Genomic DNA, 17902 nt, shown 5'->3' with positions numbered 1-17902 from the left:
CTACCGTCGCCAGCGACTTGCCCTGATCCATCGACGTCATTGATGTCGTGAAGAGATTGCTGATCCAGGCCTGGGTTGCCCGGCAAGCGATTTGCTCGGCAAATCTGCCGAAAGGGCAAAGAACGCCGACATGCTGCTCGTCGAACGGCTGTGCCAGATGATGGAAGTCAGCCCACGAGGGTATCGGGCCTTCCGCAACCGGCCCCTCAGCCAGAGCCAACGCAAGGACAGGCTGCAACCATCACACGGATCGAGGCAGCCGACACTGCCCTCACGAAACCAGAAGCTTCTGCAGCAGCACGGGTTCAAGGTATCGATGAGCCGCACAGGCAATTGCTATGACAACGCGGCAGTCGAAACCTTCTTCAAGACGATGAAGGCTTAATTGCTGTGGCAGCGGCCTTGACCCACCCGCAGGGCGCCCGATCTGGCGAACTTCGGATACATCAACGGATTCTACAATCCTCGCCGAAGGCACTCAGCCTTTGGTTGGAAAAGCCCCTTGGCCTTCGAAGCTCAGGCCGCGTAAATGAGAACTTGGGGCGGCACGGAAACGTGACAGGTCCATCACGGATTCAGAGACATAGCGCAAAGTTGCACTCGGTTCACGAACCTCGAACAGGAACTTCAGGGGGTCCGAGATCCGGTATTGCACCAGCCGTTCCACAAGCGCGGCGTTCAGATCTACCGTGACCACTTCGGCTTCGCGTCGGCCGTCTGACGGACTTTGGAAGGGATCACCTCTGCCCGGCGTGGTGAATCCAAATTCGTGCTTCAGTTGCCGTTTCACAGGCATCAGTGTGGCAACGTCGATGCCAAGCGGGAATTTGAAATGCAGGTCAGGCGGAATCTCAGCAGTGTATCTGCCAAAACGCTGGGCAACAGCGACAGAGTCGCTCGGGACAGTGTATCAAGAAAGGGGGCAACAACAGCCACCAAGACTATCGTTCCTGCAACCAGTACCCCCTCAGACGAGGCCACCCATCAGGGAGCAGTCCGCCCAGCCGGTCGCGGCCGTGACGAAGGAGATCGTCAATCTCGGGCGGTTTGCGTTTCTGTTTGCTTTGCCATGGTCCACGGTCTTCCGGGCCGCCGTTCTGGCCGGGCATATTGTTTCCTCTCTTGCTTGCGCGGACCGGCACCCGGCGCAGACCGTGGCGGTCGCGGGGGCATCCGCGCGTCTTATTCTCCCTGTGTCGGCATTCCTTCGTTCTCCGCGGCCTGTATCGCTGAAATTTCCTTTGGCAATTTAGCTGCCGGAGCCGCACCCGGCGCGTCTTTGTCTGTCTGGGTTGCCCGCCCGCCCGAGTAGAGATGCCGAAGCTGCAACTCGGAAACGCCGTCGGCCTCCATCACCAGCCGAATCATCGGGTCTGCAAGCATTTCCTCCAGAAAAATCTCGGCCAGATCTTTTCCGGTCAGCTTGTCCTTTGCTAGGGCGTCATCGAGGTCGGCCAGTGAAACGGTCAAGGTTCTCGCCAGTCCGGGGTGGGATGCCCGAGAATGCAGTCTCACCGCTACAGACGCTTTCCAGGCTTCAGGATGCAGGCAGTCGGGCGGTGAACTCAGTTCCGTTTCAATGTCGTACTCTCCTGCTGGAAGCGTCTCGTCTAAGCCACGCAAACTGAACGGCCTGGCGAAAACCGCAATGGACTTTCTGACTAACTCGTTCATCGGAGATGTCCTTTCCTCAAAGCGACAATCGAGCCAAGGCTGCGGCTGCCAGAGCATTGCCCTTGTCGTGGTAGTCCCCGTGGAACACACCATCCACCTTGACCTCCCAGATCCCATTCCGCTCCCTGACACGGACACGATCAGCTTGCGCAGTGGGATAATAGGGGTGTGCCGAAGTTTGTCTCTTTTTCGGTTGGTGCAATGGCTGCTTGAGAACCCTGGAACTCGCCGCCTTTGGCAATTGCGTTTCTCCAAGGGCCATCACGGCGCGAATGAACTCCTCGGCATAATCATCCGCGTTCCGGTGGTCATGCTCGTGCCGCTCCATAGCCATCGACTCAACAAAACGCTTCTTAAGGTGCTCAAGGAACCGCGGTTCCTTGTGGGACATGTAAGCAATAAGCGACTGGAGAACCCGTTCATGGGCTAGAACGCGCCGTTCAAGATCGGTTGTTTCAGGCAGAGGTGGTGACATGGCGCTGCTCATCCTTGATTGATCGTGTTTTCCGGACGCTCCGGTGACTTGTTTACGTCAAGGGCCGCAAGGCAGGCTTGCGCGAGGTTCCGGTTCGGGGTCTCTGTCCCCGGTACTGTCGCCCAGCCAGCCGCCATGAGGGCCTCTCGCTGCCGGAAGGTAGAGGCTGCCCGGATCGCTGCCATCTTGGCGGCCCGTTCCGGATCGGTTCGGGCCATGTCGAGACAGACGGGCACCAATGCGATGACAACGTGTTCGCGAGCCATCGCGAGGGACATGTCGCTCGAGGTTCGGCTGGTTTCCCAGCCGCCCCAAGAAAATCCAGATACACTAACAAGTACCGCGCCGATGACGGCGCCGTAGAGGCCGGGTTTAAGCCATTCGGGAGTGTTCATTTTAGTTCCTCCAGCGGCAAAGCGCCGCCTCGCTAACTTAAGGTGTCATGCTGAATGCCGCGGCCAAGTGCCGTTTCCAGGTCGGTCCAGGAAATTGGTCGCATTTCTGTTCGACCCAGCGAACGCCCCTTGCCGATTACGGTCAGAAAAATCGCTGTTCTGCGGTAAGCCGGGAAACTCAGCGTCTCGATAAGCTCTTCCTCAACCAATACTTCGTATTCACCGGCAGGCAGCTCGTCCGAATATCCGGATAGGGTAAACGGGCGCGGGAAGGTTACGGTGGATCTGATTGAACGCAGCGCCATCTCCGGTCTCCGCGATGTATACGTGCCTTCCGCGCTGCAAGGGCTGCCGTATCCTGACTGCAGAGAGGCAGCCTGCATTTGCGGTCATCATAAATTATCCCAGAACCGGGCGGTGCGCGCTGACCCATGTTAGCGCCGCTGAGACCCAGGCCGTGCAGGCGAACCTTGGAGCTGCCCTGATGCTTGAATTCAGAGGCATGGACACCGGCTGATCTGCGTAAGCGCTTGCTCCAGGCGATGCGGGTATGATCGAAACAATCCGAAACATTTTGATCCTGCCAAAGGAGGCCCCGTTCAGTCGGCACGTTCGCTCCCAAGGTCCGAAAGCATTGAAAAGGAGGAAACGGTGATGCTCGCAGGTGGAATTCTTTACCCGCATAGCCCTGAGTTCGATCGGTTTTTGCAAGCCTTCGTTGGTGAGGACCGGAAAGGCAATGCTATTACGGTACTTTCGGCCCTCGCAAGGCTAGAACTCGAACCTTGGGAAGAGGCAGCCGCGCTCGCCGCTTTGGAGGAAGACGCCGCTAGTTCGCGACTGGAGATGCTGTTGTCGCAATTTCGTGACGTGCCCGAACTCAAACAGGATTACAGTTCGGTCGCGCGGGAACTGACCCGTCTTCTTCCCAAACGCCACAGGCGTTTAAGGGCTGTTTCTGGTGGCGTGGAAAACCGGCCGGCAAATTTGTCTGGACTGATTTGGGTGGTACTGGCGATCTTCTTTCTGATTGTGCAATTAATACTCGCAGGCACTCCGGGAACGGGCCAATGACCTTGGGCAAAGCACAGGACGGCGATCGCAGGCAAGGCGGTTTACCCGGTCATGACAATGCGATCCTCTGGGATCTGGAGGCGCGGCACTGGACCAGCGGCGCGGACAGCGCTCGCACGGTGACTGCAACAAATGCAGTGATGATACTTCCATATCCGCCAGGCATCCTTCAGGGCGGACAGATTCTGGAGCATATGAAGAAAAACACGGGCTGGCGAACCGTGGAAATGAAAGACCGTAGCCAAATCAGGCAAGGAGCCGTTGCCGTGCTGGCCTACCGCGTATTCGCCGAAAAGCCGGGTTCACCAATCTATGAGGCGCTCTGCGCGTCCACATATTTTCTGGACAACGGTCGGTGGCTGCGGCTGTCACATCAGCAAACCCCTACCACCTGACTCCCACAGGATGAATCTTCACCTTGGGGCGAAACCTCTAACGAACCTATTGACATGTGAACCGGCCCCTGGGGTCTGGATTCAGAACCAGAACTTGATCACTGCAGCCGATGCCCAAGCGGACAGTCCAACTTTCGAGCGTCCCGGGCTAACCTGCGTCAGTGCAGCGGAGTGGAGAAGATGGGTACATGACTTCGTGCCTGCCGAATCTCCGGCGGCACTTATTTCGAGCATCAGAGGAGCGCGGGAGGGGTATCGTTTAAAAAGTGGATTGCATTTCCCCGCGCTTCTTATTCTCGGAACGTCCAAGAAAGGACAATCTTATGACACCTCAACAAACCAATTCGGCTGAGAAGATGGCCTCGGTCAAAGCAGCCTGTCACAAAGCGCCGGCCGGCCCCAGAAAGGATCGGGCGCTGAAACATTACCAGGCAGCCGAGAAAGCGCACGAGGCGAATCAATACGACGCGATGAACAGGGAACTCGACGCGGCCGCAAAAGCGATTAGCTGACTTCTCTCGTCTCAGAAGAAAACCGGGCCGCCTTAAGTCTATCTTTGGGCGGCCTCATTCATTTCAAAAGTGGGTCGATCTGATCCAGATACGCCGGATCGAAACCCGAAATGGCCACCAACCCGTCATAGTCGTCGAATGTCACGCGGCCGTCCTGAAAGGTCAGCAGACCGTTTTCGCGTAGCTTCCGCAAAACACGGTTCACATGGACCGCACTTAGGCCGAGTGCATCCGCAAGATGATACTGTGTCAATGGACAGGCGTACCCTTCCTTTCTCCCCATTCCGACCAACTTCAGCCGTGCCCCCAGTTCCAGAAGGAAGTGCGCCATGCGCGCATCCGCGGACCGTCGGCCAACTCCAACGAGATGCTCGACGACCATGGCTTCGTCCCGTGATGCTGCCCAAAGAAAGGCCGCCGCCAGGCGAGGCGTTTTCGTGAATGCATCCAGAAGGTCGTCCGCGAGAACCTCCACCGCCTGAATGTCCGTGACCGGCTCGAAGCTGTGGTCGGAGGTGCGCAGCAGGACGCTGCGCAATCCAAGAAAATCCCCTGGTATCTGGACGTCTACGATCTGTCGGGTACCGTCCGGCTGTAGCTTGTAGGAACACACCCAGCCGGCGGCCAGTATGTAAGCGGCCTGGTCAGATTGCCCCTGATGCACGAGATCACGCCCCGCCGTGAAGGACCGGCGGCGCAGATGCAGACGCTTCAAAACGTCCAATTCATCGTCGGACAAGGCGACGAAGACTTGCAACTTCTTTGTAAGCGGACTTTCTAAGATATCCGTCATCGGAGCCTCGCAAGCCGAAAAATCTTTGGGTGCGTTCGTGCGGAGACTGCTTTCGGTTAGCTCAGCATACCCTGTTTTCTGCGAAGATGCTTGGGATAAGCGAGGCCGCTCGGCCGCGCGTTGTTTTACCGATACCCGGAAGGAAGCCTAAAATATGGGTAGCGCAAAAGATTTCTCGGGCATGGCGGCCCTCTCAATCTGCGAGTCTATGCTGCTGGCGATGAACGATCGCAACCTCTTGTCCGAACGCGAGGTCGTGGGCATCCTGCGCGATGCGGCAAAGACGCATGAAGGCGCAGGTGTTACGGATGGCGAGATAGAGGCGCATCGGGCCGTGGCCGTTCTCATCAACCGGATCATTGCTGGCGGGAACTCCGTCCGGAGGCCGCCGGTATGACATACCTAGTAGCAGCGGGGTAGACACCTTCCATGCCGACGTCGTCCAACTCGCACGATGCAAGGGGCCAACGGCCACGTCAGCAGAACATGTCGGTTGGCGCGGGCCGCCAAAACGGTGGCATCCAATCTGACATTCCAAACGCCCGACCTGCCTTGACCGCGCGACACGCGCGGGTCCAGTCGGATCATTTGTCCATCACGAGCCGGGGCCCCTGCGTGGGGTATCCCTGCGATGCAACCGGTCCGAGGCTGGAAGCGACCCGACTGACCACATCTGACTGGAAACGAACTCTGGTGAAATACCGGCAGCCAATCCCTTCCCGCAGTATTTTCGAACTAACCGTCACGCTAGTGCCTTTCCTGGCAATATGGGCGGTTGCGTGGTGGGTGCTCTCGATCAGCACCGCGTTGGCGATCGCCCTCGCAATTGCCAATGCAGCCTTTCTTTTCCGGTTGTTCGTAATCCAGCACGACTGCGGGCATGGTTCCCTGTTCCGCGACCGGCGTCTGTGTGATTGGATTGGCCGTATCATCGGCGTCATCACGCTGACGCCCTATGACGTCTGGCGCAAGACCCACGCGATCCACCATGCCACTATAGGGAACCTCGATCGCCGGGGCGTCGGAGACCTACCGTTGCTCACGATCACAGAATACCGCGAAAAGGGTTGGCTGGGCAGGGCGCTTTACCGACTCGTCCGCCATCCGGTTTTCCTGTTTGGCGTGGTGCCATTTTATACGTTCTTCCTGCACAATCGGCTGCCCGTCCAACTGATGCGGTCCGGCGGTCGCTACTGGCTGAGTGCGATGGCGACAAACGCTGCCATTGGCCTCACTCTGACAGTGATTGTCTGGCTGGGCGGCTGGGAGGTACTGCTGTTCGTCTTCCTGCCGACGATGTTTCTGGCAGCGATTGCCGGCATGTGGTTTTTCTACGTGCAGCATCAGTTCGAGGAAACCAGCTGGCGGCACGAGGAAGACTGGAACATCGAGGATGCGTCCCTTCACGGTAGTTCGCACTACGACCTGCCTGGCATCCTGCGCTGGATCACCGGGAACATCGGAGTCCACCATGTACATCACCTGGCCAGCCGCATCCCGTTTTACCGTTTACACGACGTAGTCAAGGATCACGATGTCCTGGCACAGACCAGACGCTTCACGCTTTGGGAAAGTTTCCGCTGCGCGCGACTGCACCTTTGGGATGAGAAAAGCCGCAGATTGCTGACGTTTGCAGAGGCCCGAGCACTTCCCGCCTGAGCCTTGCGCAATATTGCCACTGGTCAGTGAATTGGAGCGTTGGATTGGAAACTGGGGGCCACCTAAATAGGATACTTGTCGCTGAACGGACGGCTACGTCTCTGCCGGGAGTGTTTCTTTCTGAGCCAGTATTGTCGAGACAATTGGGCTGATTTTTCAGTTGGTGTTCTATTTGGGAAGGTGGATGCTGCGACCGCCATATCGTCAGCGGCAAAGGTATGAATGAAGGAGGGCGGGCTTATTGATCTCATCGCCGACAATTAACCCTATCTCGCGCTCGCCGTTGTCGTCCTTCTGTTCGCAGCATTTCTTTCCGAGCGCTTCGAACCGGATGTAACCGCTGCAGGGGCCGCCGCACTGTTTTTCGTCTTGAGGTTTGTTCCCACGAATGAAGTTCTGGCAGTGTTTTCGAACCCAGCGCCCAAAACGATCGCCGCGATGTTCGTAATCAGCGGCGCGCTGGTCCGAGCCGGGCTTCTCGACGCACTTGCGAACTAGGTTGTCGCCGCAGGGAGCAAGCGCCCGGTCGCCGGTACAGCGGCGTTTCTCATCGCGACGCTATTCTTCCTATTCTAGGTTTTCCGGTCTGGTTCTGCTGCACCTGTGGCGTTTTTTTTGTGCGCTGCATGAAGTGTCAGCAGGAGCAGCATGAGGATCCCGACCGTTGCGGCAAGGGCTGATCCTGAGAGAATTCCCAGCTTTGCAGCGTTCAGTGTCGCCGGATCAAAAGCCAAGCCCGCTATGAACAGCGACATCGTGAAACCGATACCTGTGAGAAACGAGCCGGCCAGAACCAACGGCCCCGACAAGCCCGGCGCGAGCACTGCCAGGCCTGATCGGACAGCAAGCCAGCTGAATCCGAAGACGCCGATCGGCTTTCCCAACACCAGTCCGACAATTATTGCCAAGGAGACCGGTTGTCCGAAATCGGCATCCTGAATCGTGATGCCGGCATTTGCCAGCGCGAAGATCGGCATGATTGCAAAGCCGACCCAGGGGTGCAGCATCATTTCGAGTCGTTCGACTGGAGAGAGCGCCTCCGTGACGGCTCTGCTGGCTTGACGCAGGTCATGGCGGCTGGCGGTATTTCCCTGCTGCCGATCACCGGCCGGAACGACGCGCAGGCGCCCAAGGATGGCATGCAGCCGGGCATCGCTTACCCATCTGCGCGTCGGTGTCATCAGTCCCAGAATGACCCCCGCGATAGTCGCGTGTACGCCGGAGGCGTCGATGCAAAGCCAGACTGCCGCACCGAGAAGAAAATAAACCGGGACACTTCTGATCCCGACGCGCGAGGCGCCGGCGACGATACCAATTCCCAGCAGACCCAAACCGATCCCCGACCAGTTCAACGCTTCCCCGTATCCGAAGGCGACAACGAGAATTGCGCCGACATCGTCAAAAATGGCTAGAGAAAGCAGGAACAGACGCAAGGTGGACGGGATCCGGCTTCCGAAAAGCGCCAGGCACCCAATCACGAACGCCGTATCGGTTGCCATTACAGTTCCCCAGCCGTGCGCCCCGGGCTGCCCGGACATCAGTATAAGATAGAGCGCGACCGGCACTACCATGCCACCCAAAGCGCCTGCGAACGGCAGGGCGGCCTGTCGCGGGTTTCGCAATTCGCCCAGAACGATCTCGCGCTTGAGCTCTAGAGAAAGCACAAAAAAGAAGAGGGTCATCAGCCCGTCGTTGATCCAGTGTCTCAGCGAGCGGGTGAAATCGAACGAACCGAATGTCAGGCCAATTGGGGTCTTCCAGAAGCCCAGGAAGCCTTCTTGCCAAGGCGAGTTTGCCAGCGCCAAAGCCAGCAGGACAGCTAGGAACAGGAGCCCACTCGCGGCCGCTTGGATCTCTAGGAAGCGTGCCAAGGGTTTTGTTATTCTATCGGCGGACTCTTGGGGCAGGCTTTGATGATTGTCTATCATGGGACAACTACGCCAATTCGGGTGAAAAGAGACTACGCCATTGAAGCGTGGACGCAATCACCGCGCGGATCAATGTCTTGCTATGCAGGTGCCATTCACGTGACCTGATGGGATGAACTGCCTTCCCGCCAAGACCACCGCAGCTATTGTTGTAGAAATAGCTTAGCGAGAGGAGCATACCGATGGAGATTGCATTTCGCCCCATTATGTCACAGTCAATACTTGGCTGTAGACGCAGACCGCCCAGATTGTAGGCGTTCTATGAAGGGAGGTGCGTATGCCGGGCATGTAGAGTTAGCAAGACCCGCCCGACGCGTTGCAATTTCAAGTGACTACTGGGCGCCAGCGGTTGGGTTTCGCGTTGTCCGCGATTTGAGAGTTCGTAGGCCTGAAGATTTGGCGAACGTAGCGAATGTCGGGAAAGCAGGCTGCGACTGCAGCAAATCGGAGCCGTGTCGAGTTCTGCTGTGGGCCGACCGAGGCCATGACGATCAGATTAGCGGAATCCCTCCAAATGCAACACCAAAAAGTCAGTCTTGCTTTTTCGGCCCCACGACCCGCGCCGGCAATTTCCTGTCAGCTGATTGCCCGCGTTTGTGCGCCCGAACCCGCACCACCTTACCATTTGCATAGCGTCTTTCATGTTCCGCCACCCAATGTTCTGTTGGTGCGGCGCGGCCTGTTGTCTGTTCTTCCTCAAAACGAAGCCGCGCCTTTTGCTCAGTCATATGCCGCTCAGCGGCCGGTCCAATTCGAATGGTGACGTGAGATTTTAGCGCTTCTGCCATCCAAGTCTTTCCGAATTTACGAGCAGTCTTGGCTTGCGCATTCGAGAGGCTTCGATCTTCTTGCAGCACCAAATCATCTTCACGTGCCGCAAGGGCCGCAAAAAGCATGAAGCCGATCACCATTTCGTAGGTCACGTGACCCCTATGCTCTTCAAAGAATTCTAGTGCCGATGCTTCGTCTCTCAGAAACCCGGCCCGCACAAGTCCGGCTATTACCGTTCTTTTTGGGCTCCATCGTATATTGGTGAAGTCAGGGCGACCATCCTTGTCTTTCGATATTTCCAGCACCAATGGCGCGTCGAGAAAGAAAGTGTCTGTCAAAGCAGAGAAAAGACGCACGGTCAGCATATCGTGCGCTCGATTGTCGAAGAGAAACCCCCGTTGACGCCGGTTGTTTAACTCGTCCTCGGTCTGGGTCGTTATTCGTCGCGCAACACGATCCTCCCATAGTTTGCGGTCGTCGTACTCGACCCAAATCAGATCGCGCGGAAAATCGACGTCACGGACATAGCTTTGAATGTCAGATTCGGGCCGGTCCTCCCATGGCATTCCTTGAACATTCATTCTTAAGGAATCGAGGTAACTCGCGGCATTGTGGTCAAGCAAATAGATTCTAGCCGAAGCGATATCGCCGAGAACGCTTCGCCAATGCTGACGAATATCTTCTGGCAGGACCGGGTGACCATCGAGGCCAACCAAGCTTCCCGGCTGCTCGCGTTCAAAGTTGCGACCGAACTTTAGGGCTATTGTCTTGTAGAGTATCATGGATGTCGTTCCCCAGCAGTAACACGACGATGCTACCTGCCTGAACAACGTGCAAGCGGTTCTGCAGGCGATTTCACTTGATCAAAAATTAGTACTGTAAGTGACAGGCAGTAACCACGGTTCTCCAAAGCTGATCTTGGCTCTTCCGCGGCGACTTGGCACTTTGTTCTCTGGTCTCGACCTGCCTTCTTCGGATCTTCATGCAGTTGCAGCAAACGGAGGCTTTGGCGGGCCGCATCGCAGCATGTTGACGGCCGTTCTTCGTCCGCTTTGGGCCGTTGATGTCGATCTGAGGGGTGGGCACTCGCGATGCATGCCGCGCCGCCGCAGGTCGGCTTCGAGCCCAAAGCGGGCGTTCTTGCTACGTAGGATTACCTTCAGTTTAACACCCTAATAGCTCGATACCTTACGTCACCCTCTTCATCAGGTTTACCAGATGGTTTTACAGGCGAGCCTGAGGTAGCCTTCAATAACTTCTTCGCCATCTTGAGGGTTCAGTTATGATCTCCAAACGCGTATTTTTGTCCAGCCTTGCATCGACCGCTGCGCTGGCGCTGGTGCCAGCGCGAGCCCGAGCTCAAGCTCCGGATGCAATGCTCTTAACGAACGTGCGTGTTTATGACGGGATGTCCGATGAGTTGACCGAACTCACGAACGTTCTTGTCGAAGGGGAGATGATCAAGGATGTCTCGCCCGCTGTTGATGCCGCGCCAGAAGTGCCGCGCGTCGATGGAGATGGACGGACCTTGATGCCGGGGCTCCTCGACATGCATGTGCACCTGCAGTGAAACCAGGACCCTGCTGGCTTCCTGACAGCACGTCCAGATTACATTGCTGCATTGGCATTGAGCGAAAGTGAAGCCACCCTGATGCGTGGCTTTACCAGTGTCCGTGATACTGGTGGCGGCATTCTCGGTTTGGCGCGCGCCATAGACGAGGGCCTTCACCCCGGTCCGCGCATTCAGGCGTCAAACGCTGCGATTTCAATGACCGCCGGTCATGGCGACCTTCGGCCGCGATCCGTGCGTCCGAGAGCCTTCGGCGGGCCGCCGTTCACAGAAGCGGAGCGACTTGGGATCACACTTTTCGCAGACGGGGTTCCTGAAGTTCTGGCGGCTGCACGCGAGCAGTTCCGGCAGGGTGCGCACTTCATCAAAGTCTTTTCAGGCGGCGCCGTGACTGGCCTCTACGACCCATTGGATATCAACGAGTATTCGCCGGCAGAACTCGAAGCGGCAGTAGAGGAGGCCAAACGTTGGAATACTTACGCGACCTCGCACGCATACATGGACACATCGGTTCGGGCTGCCATTGAGGCAGGTTACCAATGTATTGAACACTGCAACCTCATGACGCCTGAGTCGATGGAGTTGGCCGTGGAAAAAGGGGTCTGGCTTTCAACCCAAGTTGGCTTTTTTGCAGCAGACATTCCGGCAGGGTTCACGCCCGCCCAGGCAGAGCGCCAAAAGATGGCGTTTGATGGTCTCGACGCCATGCTTCGATTAGCGCGAGAGTCCGGAGCTAAAATTGCACTCGGAACAGACTTCGTCGGATCGAGGCAAACGAAAGCAACGCAGTTGGAGGAATTGCAGCTCAGGACGCCATGGTTCAGCAACGCCGAAATTTTGCGGCAGGCAACTGGTCTAAATGGTCAGCTTTGGGACTTGACCGGCCCGCGCAATCCCTACCAAGCTGGTCCAGTCGGTGTCATCCAACCCGGGGCCTACGCCGATACTCTGCTCGTGGACGGAGACCCGATTGCCGACCTTACGGTCATGGGCTCTGCGGACAATTTCAATGTGATTATGAAGAACGGCAAAGCGCACAAGAACAATCTGGCCTGAGCCATTTGCCAAGGGTCAAGATAGACACTGGTGTTGCATGCGAATGATCGAAGAGTCCGCACAGCGGTTGCTCATGGCGAATGCAACAAATGACCGCTCTGAGCCCACACCTCCCGAATGCTGCACGGCGCACCAGTGTCCGTTCTACGGACGGGTGCGTTGGCAGGCGAATTCTATTTATCTGTCAGAGTTTCCACTCGAACCCGACGGCTTTTTCGGAGACCTGCCAAAGACGCGCCATGACCGCCTTGTCATGGGCGTGAGCGTTCAAGGTGCCTTTTCCGACAGGGCCGACTGCTTCCATCCAGCCTGTCGGACCATAGAGGGCGCGCTGTTCGGTCAGGGTCTCTTCGGTCGCGCACATCACTTCCGGGTAGGAGCCCTGTTCCGCTGTCTGGACCATCGGCGTCTTGGTCATCAGCCACCAGATGAACCGCATCGGGCGGCTGCCGCTTGTGGTGATCAGGGACGTCGCCGATGAGCCGGGATGGCAGACGAAAACCTCGACATCTTTGCGCCCCGCAGCGGCCAGACTGTCCTGCAGTTCGTAGGCGAACATCATCTGCGCCAGTTTGCTTTGCGAATAGGCGGTGTTTGCGCCGTAGCCCTCATCCCAGTTCATATCATCAAACTTGATGGTCTTCAGGCCCATGTTGTAGCCGAGGCTGGCGACGACCACGATCCGGCCTTTGCTTTCTGCAATGCGGTCAAAGAGCAAACCATTGAGCAGGAAATGTCCGTAGTGGTTGGTGCCAAGCTGGCTTTCGAAACCATCCACCGTCAGCTTGCGCGTCGGCACCTGCGCGATGGCCGCGTTGTTGATCAGCGCGTCGATGCGAGGCACTGTCTTCAGGACCTCTTCGGCGGCCTCGCGCACGCTTCCCAGGACGGCCAGGTCCATGCGGATGAAGCTCACCTCGGCATTCTCGCCGAATTCCTGTTTCAAATCCGCGACTGCCGCTTCGGATTTTTCAACCGAGCGATTGAGCATCACGACCTTCGCGTTCTTCTTCAAGAGTGTGCGCGAGGCTTGAAAGCCTGCGCCTGCGTTGGCGCCGGTGATGATGTAGGTCTTGCCCGACAGGTCGCCGAGGCGCTCCGGTGTCCAACCTTTGGGTCCGAATGTCGTGTCTGCCATTTTCTATCTCCTGCCAGCCCAAGTTGGCGGTTTAGGTGTCGTTGTCTGGAAGCACAGATAGAGGTGGCCGGGACCTGAAAACAGGCGAAATTCTCTCGATTACTTGCCCAATCGTCTCAACCCAATTGTAAAGATGAAAGTTCTCTGTCAGCTAGAGCGCATGAGCAAAGAACAGATCAGACACCTTATCGAACGCCTCCTGCCCGAGGCGGGGGTCGTCGATACCGCGCTGAAGGGTGTCCAGCTTTTCCGGGTGACCGAGCCCATGCCCTGCGTGCCTGCCGTCTATGAGCCAACGGTGGTGGCCATACTCAACGGCACCAAGAAAGCTGTGCTGGACGGTGAGCACCATGTCTATGGCAGCGAGAAATACTTGTTGTGCCCGATGACCCTGCCGGTTGAGGCAGGGACGCCACGGGCCTCTAAAGAAGATCCTCTGCTTGGTGTTGTGATTACTTTGGATCCACGATTGATGCGCGAGCTTGCCATGGAAATCGAGACCGTCGCCGGTGGCAGAAGACAGTCTTGGGGTGGCGCGCCATCCGCTTTGTCATTGGCGTCTTGGGATGCTGGATTCTCGCAGGCTTTATTGCGGCTACTCGAACTGCTCGAAAACCCGGTTGATCTGGCGGTGCTCGGACCGGGGCGGTTGCGCGAGCTGTGCTACGCGGTGCTCATGGGCGAGGCCGGCACCGCCGCAAGACGTGCCTTTGGCGTCGGCAACGAAATCGCGCGCACCATCGACTATCTTGCAAACCACCTGAACGAGCAGGTCACCATCGACGATTTGGCCGATCGTGTGGGCATGAGCCGCGCGGTCTTCCATCGGCGTTTCAAGGAAGCCACGACAGTGTCGCCGATCCAGTTCGTGAAATCGATGCGGCTGAACAAAGCCGCGATGAAAATCGCCGAGGGAAAGACCGTTTCGGAGGCCGCCTGGGATGTGGGCTACCAAAGCTTCTCCCAGTTCAGCCGCGAGTTCAAACGGATGTATGGCCAATCACCTCGACAATGGAGCCACGACCGACACGTGGCGACAGGGATAGCCTGAAGCCAAGACTGCGGACCTTGGAGGAAGCGATACGAACGGCGGCTGCGTCCCGCAGAGCGGACATTCATCCAAGTTTCAGCGAAGGTCCGCTCAGAGCCCAATTTCCCCGATGCCGCATGCGGCACCAGCGGCGGCCATGCCGACCGTGCGGACTTTCGCCGCGAGCGCAAAGTCCCTGCGGGCATGTACGCAGAAGCGGTTCAGGTGGGCGGTTTCCGGAGCTTGGCCGCTGATACTGCCTAAGGCGGCATTGTGAATTCTCAAATTCATATTTCAGTGTTAGCATTTTCGAATGTCGGACACTTGCAACACTACCAGACTGGAACGTCCGATTTCTGGAAACGTGAGCGCGCTCGAAAAATCGTCGACAAGGAGAACCATGATGCGCCTGGCATTCGCACTTTGCATTGCCCTTGCAGTCCCGCTGATGCCCGCCAATGCCAGGGCGCAATCGGCGAGCTTTCAGGAGCGTATAGCCGGTGCCGAGGTTCGATCTGGAGTCTTCGACCTCTACCAAAAAGACAGCGATCTGTTGCTTGCGATACCGCGCGACATGTTCGAACGCAGCCTGATCTGGTACGCCGAAGTTTCCGGATATCCCACCGACGCAGTGGCATTCGGCGGAAACGCCTTGGGGGCCCGCCTGATCCAGTTGGAACGGCGGCCCGATCGGGTCATGGTGCGGTCCCTTTCAGGGACCTCGTTCGAAAAGGTTTCGGGCGATCCCTATTACACTGGCGGACGTGACAAGCTTCGCCCCGTGAACCTCGCTGTGGAACGCGCCAACCTTGGTCCCATCATCGTCGATTTCCCGATCCTCGCGGAAAGCGACACTGGCGCCGTACTTGTGGATTTGCAGGAGGTGTTCGGGGGCGATATCGTCGGTTACTCGGTCGCCGCCCAATTGGCATCTACCGGCCTCGCTCCCGGGCCGAACGATCCCGGCCGATCCTACGTTGCTGAAGCATCAGTTTATCCCGACAACCTCTTTGTCCGCTCGCAACTGACCTTCGAGGCGACCGATCAGGCCGGGCTGGCACAGCCGATTTCGGTGGAAACGGCGCACTCGATTGCCGTATTGCCGGAAACCCCGATGGAGCGTCGCCCCTATGACGACCGGGTTGGATTTTTCTTCACCGAATATCTTGTTTTTGAAAGCACGTTCGGCGATGTGCAATCACGCGACCGTGCTGCCCTTCGCTTCCGCCTGGAACACGCCGACCCGGATGCACCACGCCCGTCGGACCCGGTTAAACCGATCGTTTTCTATCTATCCCGTGAAATCCCTGATCGTTGGCGTCCCTACATTCGCCAGGCAGTGGAGGACTGGCAGACCGCCTTCGAGGCTGCGGGGTTCACAAATGCAATCATAGCCCGTGACGCGCCAAGCCGGGATCAAGTCCCGGACTGGTCCCCGGAAGATGTTCGCCACAGTGTGATCCGCTGGGTTGCACAGCCGGTGCAGAACGCGATGGGGCCTAACATTCACGACCCCCGCTCTGGCGAAATTCTCTCCGCCCATATTCTGGTTTGGCCGGACGTAGTGAACCTTTTCAGCCGCTACTACTATTTGCTGATGCACCGGACCGATCCCGCCGCGGCCAAACTGCCGCTGCCGGAGGAATTGCGGGGGCGCATCCTGCGGTACGTCGTGTCACATGAGGTGGGCCATACGCTCGGGTTGCGGCACAACCACCGCGCCTCGACGGCCTGGTCGACGGCGCAGCTCAGGGACCCGTTATTTACTGCGGAGAACGGCAGCACGTCATCCATTATGGCCTATGGGCGGTTCAATTACGTGGCGGAGCCGGATGATGGCGTCACGCAACTCATTCCTATCATTGGCGCCTACGATAGGCACGCCATCCGATGGGGGTATTCTTCCGATGTCGACGCAGAGGAGCTTGATTCCATCGCGGCGGAAGCCGAGGAGCGCCCCGAACTCATTTGGGGAGCAGGCGAACGTGGCGAGGAGTATCTTGCTCAGTTCGATCACCGTGTTCAGACTGAGAACATTGGGGCAGACAGGATCCTGGCGACGCGCGCGGGGATCGCCGCGCTGCACGCGAGCCTTGCGGCGTTGCCCCTGGCAGTAGAGGACGCGCGCGATCCACAAGCCATGCTGGAGGAGACCTACGGAGACGCGCTCAATCGCTATGTCGGTATCGCTGGAAGCGTCGGCAAGCTGATCGGCGGTGTTACGCAGACCTCCGGCGACGACCGACCGTTCGCCTATGTAGACCCTGAAGAGCAGAGGCGGGCCGTGGAGTTTCTTACCGGTGAAGCTATCCATGGCCTCAATGCCTTCGCTGACCCGGACTTGCTCGGACGTTTTCGGCCGATCGGAGGGTTGATTTCGGTCGAAAACGCAGCGGCGCAGATCATGAACGAAGTTCTGAACCGGAAGAGCGTCAGGATGGTTTACATGCAACGTCGTCTCCTGGGCGACACAGCCATGTCGCTGCAGGAATACGTCTCGCTGGTCACCGAAACACTATTGAGCGATCTGCCGTCAAAGGAACTGGTTTCGCCAGCGCAGAACGGTGCAATTATAGCCTATATCGACATCCTGACCGACCTAACCACCGAGGATGGCAATGCCGAGGATCTTGTCGCACTGGTCGATGCCGAGTACCCCTTGGAGGTTGCCATGGTCACAGCTGGCGGACTGAAAGGAACCTCCATCGGGGAGATAGCGAGCGCGGAACTCGACCGTGTGAACGCTATGCTGGGTAAGGGTCTTTCCAAACAAGGCGAAGAGGAGCAGTAGCGGTGCTGGCTCGACGGTCCAGCGCAAGGATTGAAGGCCCAGAAAGAACCTATTCTGTTTGACGAAGTCTGATGGCCCACTAGGCTGATCACGACTGAAATCTGAAAGGACATTTTCAATGCTAAAAACTATCGGCGCCTGCCTTACATTGATGGTTGCAGCCAATGCTGCCCAAGCCTTTGACAGGCAGATAACCAACGCCCTCAAGACCTGTCACGACTACCTGTGGCAAGTTCCCGAGTTCGCGGATCTGCCCAATGCTGCGATTTCGGTGTTTCCCGCTTCGGAAAACGGCGACACCATCGTCGTGAACTGGAATGTCAACTGGGACCAGCCGACAATTCAAGCCGCAGGCAACTGCACGGTCATCGGCGGCAATGTCGAAGGGTTCGAGGATTACACCAAGTGACATCGCAAAATAGACGAGCTCTGGCACCGGCAATCGTCATCTGCCTGAGTGTGCTAGCCGCCTGCGACGCCAGCGAAGACGAGGTGCGGACGGCCGCGACCATCGGGGCCTCGGCTGCGCTTGCAGCGGAGGTCGCTGAGGAAACCAACAAAGCGACCGATTACGATGCGATCGCACAGGAAGCTGTCGCCGATGTGGATACATCCGACTTCGATGCGCTTACGAAATAATC

23 protein-coding genes and 1 pseudogene are annotated in these 17902 nt (G+C 57.6%); 13 read left to right on the top strand and 11 right to left on the bottom strand.

What is annotated here, in order from left to right:
• Nucleotides 1–220 (bottom strand): hypothetical protein (locus tag AC2FNL_RS12010; RefSeq protein ID WP_496833776.1); only part of this gene is annotated, 220 nt, incomplete at its 3' end.
• Nucleotides 221–230: 10 nt separating this feature from the next.
• Here AC2FNL_RS12010 and AC2FNL_RS12005 point away from each other — a divergent pair.
• A pseudogene (locus tag AC2FNL_RS12005) lies at nucleotides 231–529 on the top strand (integrase core domain-containing protein); the annotation flags it as partial.
• On the opposite strand, the gene AC2FNL_RS12000 reads toward AC2FNL_RS12005, so the two are convergent.
• The 6 genes from AC2FNL_RS12000 to AC2FNL_RS11975 all read right to left on the bottom strand — a co-directional run bounded on the left by AC2FNL_RS12000 (nucleotide 479) and on the right by AC2FNL_RS11975 (nucleotide 2849).
• Nucleotides 479–850 (bottom strand): hypothetical protein, encoded by a 372-nt coding sequence (locus tag AC2FNL_RS12000; RefSeq protein WP_496833785.1) that lies wholly within the window; start codon nucleotides 848–850, stop codon nucleotides 479–481. The pseudogene AC2FNL_RS12005 and the gene AC2FNL_RS12000 overlap by 51 nt on opposite strands.
• A 91-nt stretch (nucleotides 851–941) precedes the next feature.
• Nucleotides 942–1109 (bottom strand): protease modulator HflK N-terminal domain-containing protein, encoded by a 168-nt coding sequence (locus AC2FNL_RS11995; RefSeq protein ID WP_496833775.1) that lies wholly within the window; start codon nucleotides 1107–1109, stop codon nucleotides 942–944.
• A gap of 73 nt (nucleotides 1110–1182) precedes the next feature.
• Complete coding sequence (locus tag AC2FNL_RS11990) at nucleotides 1183–1674, bottom strand: hypothetical protein (RefSeq protein WP_496833774.1); 492 nt, start codon at nucleotides 1672–1674, stop codon at nucleotides 1183–1185.
• A 16-nt stretch (nucleotides 1675–1690) separates the two neighbouring features.
• A complete protein-coding gene (locus AC2FNL_RS11985) occupies nucleotides 1691–2149 on the bottom strand; it encodes a hypothetical protein (RefSeq protein ID WP_496833773.1) in 459 nt (152 codons plus the stop codon).
• Nucleotides 2150–2157: 8 nt separating this feature from the next.
• The gene (locus AC2FNL_RS11980; RefSeq protein ID WP_496712159.1) at nucleotides 2158–2544 is read right to left on the bottom strand and encodes a hypothetical protein; all 387 of its coding nucleotides are present in this window, start codon (nucleotides 2542–2544) and stop codon (nucleotides 2158–2160) included.
• A gap of 32 nt (nucleotides 2545–2576) precedes the next feature.
• Nucleotides 2577–2849, bottom strand: coding sequence for a hypothetical protein (locus AC2FNL_RS11975; RefSeq protein WP_496833772.1), 273 nt, complete (start codon nucleotides 2847–2849; stop codon nucleotides 2577–2579).
• Between the two features lie 346 nt (nucleotides 2850–3195).
• Between AC2FNL_RS11975 and AC2FNL_RS11970 the strand changes: the two genes are divergently transcribed.
• The 3 genes from AC2FNL_RS11970 (at nucleotide 3196) to AC2FNL_RS11960 (ending at nucleotide 4525) form a co-directional block, all read left to right on the top strand.
• Entirely contained in the window at nucleotides 3196–3618 is a 423-nt protein-coding gene (locus tag AC2FNL_RS11970) for a hypothetical protein (RefSeq protein WP_496833771.1), read from the top strand.
• Nucleotides 3615–4013: a hypothetical protein gene (locus tag AC2FNL_RS11965; protein WP_496833770.1), complete on the top strand. Its 399-nt coding sequence runs from the start codon at nucleotides 3615–3617 to the stop codon at nucleotides 4011–4013. The genes AC2FNL_RS11970 and AC2FNL_RS11965 overlap by 4 nt, the downstream gene beginning before the upstream one ends.
• A 323-nt stretch (nucleotides 4014–4336) precedes the next feature.
• A complete protein-coding gene (locus tag AC2FNL_RS11960; protein ID WP_496712156.1) occupies nucleotides 4337–4525 on the top strand; it encodes a hypothetical protein in 189 nt (62 codons plus the stop codon).
• Between the two features lie 58 nt (nucleotides 4526–4583).
• On the opposite strand, the gene AC2FNL_RS11955 is transcribed toward AC2FNL_RS11960, so the two are convergent.
• Nucleotides 4584–5318, bottom strand: coding sequence for a Crp/Fnr family transcriptional regulator (locus tag AC2FNL_RS11955; protein ID WP_496833769.1), 735 nt, complete (start codon nucleotides 5316–5318; stop codon nucleotides 4584–4586).
• Nucleotides 5319–5472: 154 nt separating this feature from the next.
• Between AC2FNL_RS11955 and AC2FNL_RS11950 the strand changes: the two genes are divergently transcribed.
• The 3 genes from AC2FNL_RS11950 to AC2FNL_RS11940 all read left to right on the top strand — a co-directional run bounded on the left by AC2FNL_RS11950 (nucleotide 5473) and on the right by AC2FNL_RS11940 (nucleotide 7475).
• Complete coding sequence (locus AC2FNL_RS11950) at nucleotides 5473–5715, top strand: hypothetical protein (protein ID WP_093963381.1); 243 nt, start codon at nucleotides 5473–5475, stop codon at nucleotides 5713–5715.
• Nucleotides 5716–6011: 296 nt separating this feature from the next.
• On the top strand, nucleotides 6012–6977 hold the full coding sequence (locus tag AC2FNL_RS11945; RefSeq protein WP_496833768.1) for a fatty acid desaturase: 966 nt from the start codon (nucleotides 6012–6014) through the stop codon (nucleotides 6975–6977).
• Nucleotides 6978–7271: 294 nt separating this feature from the next.
• Nucleotides 7272–7475, top strand: a complete 204-nt coding sequence (locus tag AC2FNL_RS11940) for an SLC13 family permease (protein ID WP_496712207.1) — start codon at nucleotides 7272–7274, stop codon at nucleotides 7473–7475.
• A 74-nt stretch (nucleotides 7476–7549) separates the two neighbouring features.
• Here the strand turns inward: AC2FNL_RS11940 and nhaA are convergent, their stop codons facing one another.
• Nucleotides 7550–8905, bottom strand: coding sequence for a Na+/H+ antiporter NhaA (gene nhaA / locus AC2FNL_RS11935; protein ID WP_496833767.1), 1356 nt, complete (start codon nucleotides 8903–8905; stop codon nucleotides 7550–7552).
• 530 nt (nucleotides 8906–9435) lie between these two features.
• Nucleotides 9436–10458 (bottom strand): hypothetical protein, encoded by a 1023-nt coding sequence (locus tag AC2FNL_RS11930; RefSeq protein ID WP_496833766.1) that lies wholly within the window; start codon nucleotides 10456–10458, stop codon nucleotides 9436–9438.
• A 500-nt stretch (nucleotides 10459–10958) separates the two neighbouring features.
• On the opposite strand from AC2FNL_RS11930, the gene AC2FNL_RS11925 reads away from it, so the two are divergent.
• On the top strand, nucleotides 10959–11246 hold the full coding sequence (locus AC2FNL_RS11925; RefSeq protein WP_496833765.1) for a hypothetical protein: 288 nt from the start codon (nucleotides 10959–10961) through the stop codon (nucleotides 11244–11246).
• Nucleotides 11247–11267: 21 nt separating this feature from the next.
• Nucleotides 11268–12302: an amidohydrolase family protein gene (locus tag AC2FNL_RS11920; protein WP_496833784.1), complete on the top strand. Its 1035-nt coding sequence runs from the start codon at nucleotides 11268–11270 to the stop codon at nucleotides 12300–12302.
• Between the two features lie 184 nt (nucleotides 12303–12486).
• Here AC2FNL_RS11920 and AC2FNL_RS11915 read toward each other — a convergent pair whose 3' ends face one another.
• Nucleotides 12487–13440, bottom strand: coding sequence for an SDR family oxidoreductase (locus tag AC2FNL_RS11915; protein ID WP_496833764.1), 954 nt, complete (start codon nucleotides 13438–13440; stop codon nucleotides 12487–12489).
• Between the two features lie 160 nt (nucleotides 13441–13600).
• Here AC2FNL_RS11915 and AC2FNL_RS11910 point away from each other — a divergent pair, with 160 nt between their 5' ends.
• The 4 genes from AC2FNL_RS11910 (at nucleotide 13601) to AC2FNL_RS11895 (ending at nucleotide 17900) form a co-directional block, all read left to right on the top strand.
• Nucleotides 13601–14491 carry an AraC family transcriptional regulator gene (locus AC2FNL_RS11910; protein WP_496833763.1) on the top strand — a complete coding sequence of 297 codons (891 nt, stop codon included), beginning with the start codon at nucleotides 13601–13603 and terminating at the stop codon, nucleotides 14489–14491.
• 382 nt (nucleotides 14492–14873) lie between these two features.
• Complete coding sequence (locus tag AC2FNL_RS11905) at nucleotides 14874–17261, top strand: zinc-dependent metalloprotease (protein WP_496833762.1); 2388 nt, start codon at nucleotides 14874–14876, stop codon at nucleotides 17259–17261.
• 118 nt (nucleotides 17262–17379) lie between these two features.
• On the top strand, nucleotides 17380–17670 hold the full coding sequence (locus AC2FNL_RS11900; protein ID WP_170342835.1) for a hypothetical protein: 291 nt from the start codon (nucleotides 17380–17382) through the stop codon (nucleotides 17668–17670).
• A complete protein-coding gene (locus AC2FNL_RS11895; RefSeq protein WP_496833761.1) occupies nucleotides 17667–17900 on the top strand; it encodes a hypothetical protein in 234 nt (77 codons plus the stop codon). The genes AC2FNL_RS11900 and AC2FNL_RS11895 overlap by 4 nt, the downstream gene beginning before the upstream one ends.
• Nucleotides 17901–17902 lie beyond the last annotated feature (2 nt).

The sequence above is a fragment of the Ruegeria sp. CRTD044 genome (assembly GCF_059613485.1).
Note: the sequence above shows the minus strand (reverse complement) of the source record. Positions and strands in the feature narration are given on the sequence as shown.